Raw genomic sequence first — 11,056 nt, forward strand, 5'->3', positions numbered from 1 at the left:
GCCGTGTGGCCCGGGCCACACCGGACGTCGAGGAGGACGACCCGTGCTCTACACCGCCTACGAGTGGCAACAGCGGCTCGCCGCGCCGGCCCGGACGACGTCGGCGCTGACCGCCCGCGCGATCGGGGCGCTGCCCGGCCCGCTGGCCGCACTCCCCGGCCCCCGCCGGCTGCGGGCCGCGTGCCGGATCGTGGCCGACGCCCGGCCGACCCACGTCCGCCCCGACTGGGGCATCGACGAGGTGGCGGTCGACGGGGTGGCCACCCCGGTCGTCGTCGACGCCGTCTCCTCGACGCCGTTCGCCGACCTGCTGCACTTCGCCCGGCCAGCGGTGACCGGGCAGCCGAGGGTGCTCGTGATCGGGCCGATCTCGGGGCACTTCACCACGCTGCTGCGCCCCACCGTCCGGACGCTGCTGGCCGACCACGACGTGTTCGTCGTCGACTGGCACAACGCCCGCGACGTCCCCGTCGCGGCGGGGCGCTTCGGCCTCGACGAGTACGTCGACCACGTGCTGGCCGCGATGCGGCACCTCGGCGGCGACACCCACGTGGTGGCCGTCTGCCAGCCGGCGCCGCTCGTGCTCGCCTCCGTCGCGCTGCTCGCCGCCGACGACGACCCCGCCCAGCCGCGCAGCCTCACGCTGATGGCCGGCCCGGTCGACACCCGGGTCAACCCCAACCGGGTCAACGCCAACGCCGACCGCATGTCGCTGCCGCTCGTCGAGCGCCTCCTGACCACCACCGTCCCGGCGCGCTACGCCGGCGCCGGCCGGCGCGTGTACCCCGGCGCCGCCCAGCTGACGGCGTTCATGTCGATGAACGTGCGGCGGCACGTGGGGGCCCACCTGCGCATGTACCGGGCCATGGTCGCCGGCGACGAGGCGGCCGCGGCCGCCACCCGCGCCTTCTACGACGAGTACGGCGCCGTCATGGACGTGCCGGCGGAGTTCTACCTGGAGACGCTGCGGCGCGTGTTCATGGAGCACGACCTGCCGCGCGGGGCGTTCACCTGGCGCGGCCGGCGGGTGGACCCCTCGCGGATCGCGCGCACCGCGCTGCTCACCGTCGAGGGCGCCGAGGACGACATGTGCTCCCCCGGCCAGACCGAGGCCGCGCACGCCCTGTGCACCGGGCTCCCGGCCGGCAGCCACCGGCACCACCTGCAGGAGGGCGTGGGCCACTACGGCGTCTTCGCCGGCTCGCGGTGGGAGTCGGGCATCTACCCGGTCCTGCGGTCCTTCGTCGCCGAGCACGACCGGGCGCGGACGGCGGCGCCCGCCTCCTGAGCCGCGACCGTCGGGGGCCGGGGAGAGGATCGGCGGCGTGCCCGCCTTCTTCCTCCCCCGCGCCGCCGACGACGAGCAGGCCGAGCGCCTCTACGAGGCCCTGGCCGAGTTCGCCGGCTGCGAGCCCGCTCCCCCGGGCCGGCGGGTCGCGTCGATCACCTTCGCCCGGGACGGCGCCCGCTGGACCGCCGAGGTCGGGGCGGAGGTGTGCGGGCAGCGGACGACGTCGTTCCTGCGCCGCGGTGAGCTGGTCGAGCACACCGAGACGCTGACCGATGCCGCGCGGGTGCTGGCGATCTACCCGGGGACGCCGCACGTCGTGGTCACCGACGCCCAGCCGATCACCGGCACGCCGTCGCAGTGGGCCAACCCGTTCCCCGCGCAGCCCGACGAGGTCGTGCTGTTCGACGGCCGCTGAGCCGGTCAGTCCTCGACGCGGAAGCCGATCTTCATCGTCACCTGGTAGTGGGCGACGCCGCCGTCGACGACCTGGCCGCGGATCTGCTGGGTCTCGAACCACTCGATGTTGCGGACCGTCTGCGCGGCCTTGGCGATGCCGGTCCGGATGGCGTCGTCGACGCTGGTGGGGCTGCTGCCGACGATCTCGCTGAGCCGGTAGACGTGGTTGCTCATGTCGGCCTCCTGGCGCCGTGCCTGCGTGCGGTCCGGCGGCGGCCGGGACACGCCGGTCATCATGTCGCCTCCCCGGCCCCGCCGGGCCCGGTGTCACATCCGCGGCGCCGGCGGTGCTGTAGGGATGTGGACGTCGTGAGGCAGGCACCGGTCGCCGCCCTGGGGACCGCGGCGGTGCGCGGGACCGTCCGGGGGCGCCCGGGCCGGAGGGACGGCACGGTGACCGCAGCGCGCAGCGCCGTCCGGGCCGACCTCGAGCAGGTGTTCCGCGCCGGCTACCCGGCGGTGGTCGCCGTCGCGGCGCGGGTGCTCGGCTCCCGCGACGAGGCCGAGGACGTCGCGCAGGAGGTCTTCCTCTCCTTCGCCCGGTCCACGGTCCCGGCCGCCGAGGCCCCCGGCTGGCTCGCCGTCGCCGCCGCCCACACCGCCCTCAACCACCTCCGCTCGGGCCGCCGCCGCGCCGCCCGGGAGGAGGCCGCCGCCGACGGCTCCCGGCCCGTTCCCGACGTGGCCGAGGACGTCCTCCTCCGCGCGGAGCGCAGCCGCGTGCGCGCCGCGCTGGCCCGGCTGCCCCGCAGGCAGGCCGTCGCGCTCGTCCTGCGCCACAGCGGCCTGAGCTACGCCGACGTGGCCGCCGCCCTCGACCTCTCCCCCGGCAGCGTCGGCACCACCGTGCGACGCGCCGAGACCGCCCTTCGCGAGGAGCTGACCCGCCGTGCCCCTGTTCGCTGACTCCCTGTTCGCCGACCGCCACCCCCCCGACGGCACCCTGCGCCGCCTGCTCGACGAGCCGGCCGGCGTCGCCGACGGCGACCGCGCGCACGTCGCCGGCTGCACCACCTGCCGGTCGACCCTGGCCACCGTCCGGGCGGACGCCGAGGCCGCCCGTACCGCCCTCGCCGTCGGTCCCGCGCTCTCCACCGGCGTCGACACCGCCTGGCGGCGGCTGTCGGCCTCCGTGGACGCCGAGACCCGCCGCCGCACGCCCGCGGCCGCCCCGGCCCGGGGGAGCCGGTGGCGCACCGCGGTGCGCAGCCCCGTCGTCGCCGCATTCGGCGTGGTCGTCGTCCTCGGCGGCGCGGGTGCGGCGGCGGCCGCCGACTGGCTGGAGGTGTTCCGCACCGAGGAGGTCACCGCCGTCCCGGTGAGCAGCACCGACCTCGTCGCGCTGCCCGACCTCACCGCCTACGGCGAGCTCACCGTCGTCGCCGAGCCCGACGTCCGCGAGGTGGCCGACGCCGCCGCCGCGGCGGAGGCGACCGGCCTGGAGGTGCCGCAGGTCGACGCCCTCCCCACCGGGGTCACCGGCGAGCCGTCCTACACCGTCGCCGGCCAGGCGGTCGCGGAGTTCACCTACTCCGCCGACCGGGCCGCGCAGGCCGCCGCCGCGGCCGGCGAGACGCTGCCGCCCCCGCCGCCGGGGCTCGACGGCGCCACCTTCCGGCTGCAGGCCGGTCCCGGCGTGGCCGCCGTCTGGTCGGAGGCCCGCGGCGTGCCCGCGCTCGTCGTCGGCCGGGTCACCGCGCCCACGGCGTTCTCCTCCGGCGTGCCGTTCGAGACCGCCCGCGACCACCTGCTGTCCCTGCCCGGCCTGCCCGACGAGCTCGCCGCCCAGCTCGCCACCTTCGACGGGAAGGGGACGACGCTGCCGCTGCCGGTCCCGGCCGAGCTGGTCACCTCCTCCACCGCCGACGTCGACGGCACCGAGGCCACCGTCCTGGCCACCCGCGACGGCACCGTGACCGGCGTGGTCTGGGTGGAGGACGGCGTGGTGACCGCGGTCGCCGGCTCCCTGGGCGAGGACGAGGTCCTCGCCGTCGCCCGGGAGCTCGACTGACCGCCGGGAGCCCCGCCGCCGCCGGGGACGTGCAGCAGCTGCTCGAGCAGCTGCCGCCGTCCCCGGCGGTGTGGTGCTCGGGGCTGCGCAAGCGGTACGGGAAACGCGCCGCGGTCGACGGCGTCTCGTTCACCGTGGGCCGCGGCGAGGTCGTCGGCCTGCTCGGCCCCAACGGCGCGGGCAAGACCAGCGTCATCAAGATGCTGCTCGGCCTGGTCCGCCCCGACGACGGCGAGGTGCTGCTGCTGGGCCGGCCCGGCCGCGACCCCCGGGCCCGCGCGCGGGTGGGCTACCTGCCCGAGCTCTTCCGCTACCAGCCGTGGCTCACCGCCGCCGAGGTGCTCGCCCTGCACGTGCGGCTGGCCCGCGAGGCCGTCCCCGAGCCCGAGCAGCGCGACGTGCTCGGCCTGGTCGGGCTCGCCGAGCGGGCCGGGGACCGCGTCGGCGGCTTCTCCAAGGGCATGCAGCAGCGGCTGGGCCTGGCGGTGGCGCTGGTCGCCCGCCCCGAGCTGGTCGTGCTCGACGAGCCGACCAGCGCGCTGGACCCGCTGGGCCGCGTCGACGTGCGCGACGTCGTCCTGTCGCTGCGCGAGCGCGGCGTCGCGGTGCTGCTCAACTCCCACCTCATCGGCGAGGTCGAGCGGGTCTGCGACCGCGTCGTCATCCTCGACCGCGGCCGGGTCGCCGCCGCCGGCACGCTCGCCGAGCTGCTCGGGCAGCGGGAGCTGCGGCTGCGGCTGACCGGGCTCACGCCCGCCGCCGAGGCCCGGCTGGCCGCCGTCGGCGCCACGCACCGGGCCGGGCAGGACGTCACCGTCACCCTCCCCGCCGACGACGACGGCGCCACCGTGCCCCGCCTGGTCGCCGACCTCGTCGGCCTGGGCGTGCAGGTGCACGCGGTCGAGCCCGGGCGGATCAGCCTCGAGGAACGGCTGCTCGGCATCCTCCGGGAGGAGCACTGATGGTGGCGCTGACGTTCGCCGCGCTCACGCTGCGGGAGGCCGCCCGCCGCAAGGTGCTGCGCGCCCTCGGCCTGCTCACCCTCGCCCTGCTGGGGCTGTCGGCCTGGGGTTTCGCCGAACTGGCGACCGTCGACCCCGAGTTCGGCGCGCTGACCAGCGGCGAGGCCCGCCTGTTCGCCTCCCAGGTGCTCAACCTGGTCATGTTCGGCTACAGCCTCATCGCCGCGTTGGGCACGGCGTTCCTCGCCGGGCCGACGCTGTCCGGCGAGGTCGAGTCCGGTCAGGCGCTGTCGGTGCTCGCCCGGCCGGTCCGCCGGTCCACCGTGCTGCTGGGCAAGTGGCTGGGGCTGGTCGCCTTCGGCACCGGGTACGTGTTCACCGCGGGCCTGGCGCAGTTCGCCGTCGTCCGGTGGGCGATCGGCTACTGGCCGCCGGACCCGCTCACCGGGCTGCTGCTGCTCGCCGCGCAGACCGCGGTGCTCATGACGCTGGCGCTGCTGCTGGCCACCGCGATCTCGCCGATGGCCTCGGGCATCGTCGCCGTCGGCCTGTTCGGCGCCACGTGGGTGGCCGGCGTCGTCGGCTCCGTGGGCGACCTCCTGGGCAACGAGGGCGTGGCGCGGGTCGGCGAGGTCTCCCGGATGCTGCTGCCGACCGACGGACTGTGGCGGGGGGCGATGCACGCCTTCCAGGACTCGACGTCGCTGGTGGCCGCCGGGTTCGAGGGCTCCCCGTTCCTCGCCGTCGCGCCGCTGAGCCCCGGCTACCTGGTCTGGGTGGCCGTCTGGCTGCTGCTGATCGGCGGGCTGGCCGCGCTGTCGTTCGGCCGCCGCGACATCTGACCGACGCGGGAGCGGGAGCGGGCCGGGACCCGCGCGGGCGGACCGGCTCAGGCCGGCTCGGCCACCAGGTCGAAGAGGTCCAGGCAGCGGCGGACGTGCCGGCGGGCGCCGGTCAGCCGCAGGCCGATACCGCTGCCGGCCAGGTCGCTGCGCGCGCCGTACAGGGCGCGCCCGCCGGCGACGTCGAGGAAGTCGAGGTCGCTGACGTCGAGGACGACCTCGCCGGGGCGGTGCCCGGTGGGCAGCTCACCGGCGAGGTCGACGAGCGCGGTCCGCACGTGCGTGGCCTCGGTGGTGTCGACCTCGCCGTGCAGGGCCAGCCGCCGTCCGCGGCCGGACAGGTGGGCCAGCGGCTCCCGGTCGCCCAGGTGCTGCACCGGGTGCAGGACCGCGACCGGGCCGAGGGCCTCCGCGCCGACCGACCGGTCGTAGAGGCACAGCGCGGTCATCGGCACCGTGCCCATGAAGGCGTCGACCAGACCCTCGTAGGCGTTGAGCCGGCGGCGCCCCGGCCGTCCGGCCTGCAGCAGCGGGGTGACGTCGGCGACCACGCGCAGACCGGTGCGCCCGCCGGCGAGCGCGGCCTGGACCGCGGCGCGGTAGCGGCCGACCTGCTCGAGGGGCACCAGCCCGGTCCCGGCCGAGTAGGTCTCCCCGGTCGTCTGCAGCCCGAGCTGCCCGCTGGCGAGGAGCGCGTCGCGGTGCGGCAGGCCGGCGAGCAGGGCGGGCAGCGACGGGCGCGGCCCCCCGACGAGCAGCAACTGCTCGTCGCGGCGGCGGCCCTCGTCGAGGTAGGCGACGACGGCCTCGGCGAGGTCGGCCGTGCCGTCGAAGCTCCAGCAGACGTGGTCGCCGGGGCGGAGGCCGGTCAGGGAGTCCAGTCCCCGGGGCGCCGTCACCACCGGGACGCTACCGGCGGGCACGTGCGGTGTCAGCGCTGTCCGTCACCATCCGGACACCCATCTGTGACGGGCCCGGCAGGCGTCCGGATCCGGGGATCCGACGTTCCCCGCGTACGAAAGGGTACCGTCTGTGCCGCGCTCGTGCCGGACGGCCCGGGAGGACGGCTCCCCCGCGTCGGCGACCGCCGGGCGCGTACTCGTCAGAGGTCGACCTTCGGGAGTCCACGGGTGTCTGCTGCGCGCAGGGGCGGAGGACCGGGCGTCGTCGGCTTCGCGCACGACGCACTGCTCTACGACGACCCCGCCGAGCTCCTCGCCGTGGCCACCCGCTTCCTCCGCGAGGGCCTGGACGCCGGTGAGGGGGCGGTCGTGGCCGTCGGCGCCGACGTCGCCGCGGCCATCCGCGACGCCCTCGGCGACGACCCGCGGCTGCACGTCGTCGACCGCGCCGAGGTGTACCGGGTCCGCACCCCGGCGGCGATCACCGGCCTGCGGCGCACCGCCGGGCGCCTGACCGCCGGCGGGGTGCCGCGCGTCCGCGTCGTCGGCGAGCCGGACTTCGGCGGCACCGAGCAGGACCGCTACGAGTGGCAGCGCTACGAGGCCGTCGTCAACGCCGCACTGGCCGACGCGCCGCTGTGGGGGCTGTGCGCGTTCGACGCCCGGCAGCTGCCCGGGCCGGTCCTCGACACCGCCCGCCGGACCCACCGGGCCCTGACCACCGGTGCGGGACGGGCCGCCAACCCGGAGTTCACCGAGCCGGCCGACGTCCTCCGTGACCTGCCCGTGCCGCGGGAGCCGCTGGAGGACACCCGGCCGCACCTGGTCGCCCGGGACGTCACCGACTTCATCGGCCTGCGCCACGCCGTGGCCGCCGAGCTGGCGGCGCTGCCGGGTCCGCGCGAGGCGGTCGAGGACCTGCTGCTCGCCGTCGACGAGATGACGTCCAACGCCGTGCGGCACGGCCGGCCGCCGGTCGACCTCGAGCTGTGGACCGGCGACGAGCGGGTGGTCTGCCGCATCACCGACCGCGGCAGCGGCCCGCAGGACCCCTTCGCCGGGTACGGCCCGGCCCACGGCGCGGACCTCTCCCGGGGCGGCATGGGCCTGTGGCTCGCACGCCAGCTGTGCGACCACGTGCACGTCGCCCGGACCGCCTCCGGCACGTCCGTGCGCCTGGTGACCCGGCTGCGCTGAGGGCACCGGACGCGCCGACGGTCTACCGGACACGACGCGCCCGGTAGACCGCCCGTCGCCGTCCCGGTTCGCGGGAGCGCCGGTGGGGCACCACGTGGAGAACAGCCCCGACCGGAACGAGCAGATGCAGTCGGACACCTGGCCGCGACGGCCGCCTCCCGAGACCACGGGACCCCGCTACGAGTGCGAGATCTCCCGGGCCGCCGAGCTCCGGGCGGTGCGCGCCGGCCTGCGCCGCTGGCTGCCCGGCGTGCTCGAGGACGACGGCGACGGCGCCGTCCTCGACACCCTCCTGCTCGCCGTGGACGAGCTGGCCTCCAACGGCCTGCGGCACGGTGCCACGCCGGTCCGGGTGCAGGCGGCGGCCACCGGGGAGGGGCTGCTGCTCGACGTGAGCGACGAGGACCCGCACCACGGTCCCGAGCCCGCGGTCGACCGCGACCCGGCGCTCGGCGGCATGGGCCTGCACATGGTCGCCCGCCTCACCGGCGAGCGGGGATGGACCGTCTCCGGCGACCGCAAGCACGTGTGGGCGTGCCTGCGCACCCACTGAACCGGGCGGCGCCGGGCTCAGCCGGTCACCTGGACGACCGCCTCGATCTCCACCGCGATGTCGAAGGGCAGCTCGGCCATCCCCACCGCCGAGCGGGCGCCGCGCCCGCGGTCGCCGAGCACCTCGACCAGCAGGTCGGAGCACCCGTCGATCACCGCAGGCATGCGGGTGAAGCCGGGACGGCAGTTGACCATCCCGAACAGCTTCACCACCGCGCGCACCCGGTCGAGGTCGCCCAGCCGGGCCTGCACGGCGCCGAGCAGCTGCAGCCCGGTGAGCCGGGCGGCCTCGCGCGCGGTGTCCAGGTCCAGCCCGCCGTCCCCCACCTTCCCGGTGACCAGGCCGCCGTCGGGCGTCACGGGTCCGGTGCCGGAGAGGTACAGCAGGTCCCCGGCCAGGTACGCCGCGACGTAGTTGCCCGCGGGGCCCCGGGGCTCGGGCAGCTGCAGTCCCAGCTCGCGCAGGCGTGCTCCGGTGCGGCTGTCGGTCGGTCCGTCCACGGGGAGATGCTGGCCCCGCCCACCCGGACGGGGGAAGCACCCTGGCCCCGCCGGGGACGTGGGACGCTCGGTCCGTGACGTCGCCCGGGTCGCCGTGGCGCACCGTCCGGTCGGTCTACCAGCCGATCGTCGACCTGCGGGACCGGTCGCTGGTCGCCGTCGAGGCGCTGGCCCGCGGCGGGCCGGGCACGGCGGACTCGGCCGGGGACCTGTTCGCCGCCGCGCGGGCGTCCGGGACGGTCGACGAGCTCGACGCCGCCTGCCTGCGGGCGGCGCTGCTCGGTCTCGGGGAGGTCAGCGGGGAGGTGACCGTCTTCGTCAACATCGAGCCGGCGACGCTGTCGACCCTCGGCACGCGGCGGCTGGCCGAGCTGGCGGAGCTGACCGGGGACGGCGTGCACGTGGTCCTCGAGGTCACCGAGCGCGACCTGCTGGAGCGGCCGGCCGAGCTGCTCCGCGGCGTCCGCCGCGCCCGGGACAGGGGGTGGCGGGTCGCCCTGGACGACGTCGGCGCCGAGCAGCGGGGCCTGGCGCTGGTGCCGTTCCTGCGCCCCGACGTCATCAAGCTCGACCTCGCGCTGGTGCGCGGGCACACCACGCTGCGGACCGCCGCGGTGCTCAACGCCGTCCGGGCGGAGGCCGAGCGCTCCGGTGCGGTGCTGGTGGCGGAGGGCATCGAGACCGAGCAGCACCTGGAGCGGGCGCTGGCCATGGGCGCACAGCTGGGCCAGGGCTGGATGTTCGGCCGCCCCGGAGCGCTGGACGTGCGGGGCATGACCGCGCTGCGGCTCCCGCGGCCGCCGCCGGCCCGTGCCCGCGGCCCGGTGGAGGCCGGGTCCGCGTTCGACCTGCTCAGCGCCGGGTCGGCGCCCCAGCGCGCCACCGAGCCGCTGATCGCCTCGATGACCCGCCAGCTGGAGAGCCAGGCGCTGCTGCTCGACGAGCAGACCGTCGTGCTCGCCACCTTCCAGACGCCGGAGGCGATGACCCCGCGCACCCGGCGCCGCTACGAGTCGCTGGCCGCCGTGTCCGCGCTGACGGCCGTGACGGGCCCGGGGATGCCCGACCACCCGGCTCCCGGGGTGGTCGGCACGGCCCTGCCCCCCGGCGACCCGCTCACCGGGGAGTGGGTGGTCGCCGTCGTCGGGCCGCACTTCGCCGCCGCCCTGGCGGCCCGCGACGTCGCTCCCGCGGGGAGCGGGCCGGGTGCGCGCCGGCTGGACCACGTGCTGACCTACGACCGGCCGCGCGTGCTGGAGGTGGCCGGGCTGCTGCTCGACCACCTCCGCCCGCCCTCCGCCGCGCCGGCCCGGCCGCCCGCGGCCGGCGAACCGGTCGCGGGCACGGGGACCGGCGCGGACGGACCGGCGGAGCAGGCCGCGGACCGGGCCGCGGTCCAGGAGGCCATCGGGGTCCCCTCGGCCGACCTGCCGCAGCTCCTGCTGCGCGCGATCGCCACCGCCAGCAGCGGCATCGTCATCGCCGACGCGCGGCTGCCCGACCTGCCGCTGGTCTACGCCAACACCGCGTTCCTGCAGATGACCGGGTACGCCGAGGACGAGGTGCTGGGCCGCAACTGCCGCTTCCTGCAGGGCCCGGACACCGACGCCGGCCAGGTCGGGCCCATGCAGCGGCGGATGCTGGCCGGCCGCGACGTGCACACGGTGCTGGTCAACTACCGGCGGGACGGCTCGCCGTTCTGGAACGACCTGCGCATCAGCCCGGTCCTGGACGCGGCGGGCGAGATCACCCACTACATCGGCAGCCAGCTCGACGTCACCGACCGGGTGGACCGTGAGCGGCGGGCGACCTACCTCGCGCACCACGACGCGCTCACCGCGCTGCCCAACCGGGCGCACGTCCTCGAGCACCTGGACCTGGAGCTGCGGCGGGCGCGCCGCAGCGGCGCGAGCGTGGCCGCCGTCATGCTCGACCTCGACGGCTTCAAGGCGGTCAACGACCGCCTCGGTCACGCCGCGGGGGACGAGGCGCTGACCTGGGCCGCCCGCCGCCTGCGGTCGGCCGTGCGCGCCGGGGACCTCGTCGGCCGGCTCGGCGGCGACGAGTTCCTCGTCGTGCTGGCCGGGCTGCCCCCGACCGGAGGGGCCGGGAGCGGCAGCGGCTCCGCCGACGAGACCGTCCGCCGGGTGCAGCAGCACCTGCACCGCGCCCTCGCCGCCCCGCTGGAGCTCTCCGGCGCCCCGGTCCGGCTCAGCGCCAGCTCCGGCGCCGCGCTGTTCCCCCGCGACGCCGACGACCCCGCGGCGCTCATCGCCCGGGCCGACGCGGCGATGTACCGGGACAAGACGGCGTCGTGACGGCGTCCGGCGCCCCGGGAGGGA

General features: G+C 77.1%; 12 protein-coding genes. 9 read left to right on the top strand and 3 right to left on the bottom strand.

Annotated elements, in window-relative coordinates; genetic code table 11:
* Window positions 1–43: 43 nt before the first annotated feature.
* Both phaZ and BM165_RS02905 read left to right on the top strand, forming a co-directional pair.
* On the top strand, window positions 44–1,288 hold the full coding sequence (gene phaZ / locus BM165_RS02900; protein ID WP_075011964.1) for a polyhydroxyalkanoate depolymerase: 1,245 nt from the start codon (window positions 44–46) through the stop codon (window positions 1,286–1,288).
* Between the two features lie 37 nt (window positions 1,289–1,325).
* Window positions 1,326–1,706, top strand: coding sequence for a hypothetical protein (locus BM165_RS02905; RefSeq protein ID WP_075011965.1), 381 nt, complete (start codon window positions 1,326–1,328; stop codon window positions 1,704–1,706).
* Window positions 1,707–1,711: 5 nt separating this feature from the next.
* On the opposite strand, the gene BM165_RS02910 is transcribed toward BM165_RS02905, so the two are convergent.
* Window positions 1,712–1,981 carry a dodecin gene (locus BM165_RS02910; RefSeq protein ID WP_244273975.1) on the bottom strand — a complete coding sequence of 90 codons (270 nt, stop codon included), beginning with the start codon at window positions 1,979–1,981 and terminating at the stop codon, window positions 1,712–1,714.
* Window positions 1,982–2,140: 159 nt separating this feature from the next.
* Here BM165_RS02910 and BM165_RS02915 point away from each other — a divergent pair, with 159 nt between their 5' ends.
* The 4 genes from BM165_RS02915 to BM165_RS02930 are packed head-to-tail and all read left to right on the top strand — an operon-like array spanning window position 2,141 to window position 5,562.
* Entirely contained in the window at window positions 2,141–2,653 is a 513-nt protein-coding gene (locus BM165_RS02915) for a sigma-70 family RNA polymerase sigma factor (RefSeq protein ID WP_143107990.1), read from the top strand.
* Complete coding sequence (locus BM165_RS25965; RefSeq protein ID WP_280140675.1) at window positions 2,637–3,758, top strand: hypothetical protein; 1,122 nt, start codon at window positions 2,637–2,639, stop codon at window positions 3,756–3,758. Before BM165_RS02915 ends, BM165_RS25965 begins: the two co-directional genes overlap by 17 nt.
* A gap of 29 nt (window positions 3,759–3,787) precedes the next feature.
* Window positions 3,788–4,720, top strand: coding sequence for an ABC transporter ATP-binding protein (locus BM165_RS02925; protein ID WP_244273976.1), 933 nt, complete (start codon window positions 3,788–3,790; stop codon window positions 4,718–4,720).
* Window positions 4,720–5,562, top strand: coding sequence for an ABC transporter permease (locus BM165_RS02930; RefSeq protein ID WP_075011966.1), 843 nt, complete (start codon window positions 4,720–4,722; stop codon window positions 5,560–5,562). The genes BM165_RS02925 and BM165_RS02930 overlap by 1 nt, the downstream gene beginning before the upstream one ends.
* Window positions 5,563–5,609: 47 nt before the next feature.
* Here BM165_RS02930 and BM165_RS02935 read toward each other — a convergent pair whose 3' ends face one another.
* Window positions 5,610–6,461, bottom strand: a complete 852-nt coding sequence (locus BM165_RS02935) for an MEDS domain-containing protein (protein WP_075012132.1) — start codon at window positions 6,459–6,461, stop codon at window positions 5,610–5,612.
* Between the two features lie 231 nt (window positions 6,462–6,692).
* Between BM165_RS02935 and BM165_RS02940 the strand changes: the two genes are divergently transcribed.
* Complete coding sequence (locus BM165_RS02940; RefSeq protein ID WP_075011967.1) at window positions 6,693–7,661, top strand: sensor histidine kinase; 969 nt, start codon at window positions 6,693–6,695, stop codon at window positions 7,659–7,661.
* Window positions 7,662–7,743: 82 nt separating this feature from the next.
* Complete coding sequence (locus tag BM165_RS02945; protein ID WP_244273977.1) at window positions 7,744–8,214, top strand: ATP-binding protein; 471 nt, start codon at window positions 7,744–7,746, stop codon at window positions 8,212–8,214.
* A gap of 17 nt (window positions 8,215–8,231) precedes the next feature.
* Here the strand turns inward: BM165_RS02945 and BM165_RS02950 are convergent, their stop codons facing one another.
* The gene (locus BM165_RS02950; RefSeq protein ID WP_075011968.1) at window positions 8,232–8,714 is read right to left on the bottom strand and encodes a RidA family protein; all 483 of its coding nucleotides are present in this window, start codon (window positions 8,712–8,714) and stop codon (window positions 8,232–8,234) included.
* A 74-nt stretch (window positions 8,715–8,788) separates the two neighbouring features.
* Here BM165_RS02950 and BM165_RS02955 point away from each other — a divergent pair, with 74 nt between their 5' ends.
* Complete coding sequence (locus BM165_RS02955) at window positions 8,789–11,032, top strand: diguanylate cyclase domain-containing protein (protein WP_075011969.1); 2,244 nt, start codon at window positions 8,789–8,791, stop codon at window positions 11,030–11,032.
* The last annotated feature ends 24 nt before the right edge of the window (window positions 11,033–11,056 follow it).

Source organism: Geodermatophilus obscurus (assembly GCF_900115395.1).
Lineage (GTDB): Bacteria > Actinomycetota > Actinomycetes > Mycobacteriales > Geodermatophilaceae > Geodermatophilus > Geodermatophilus obscurus_B.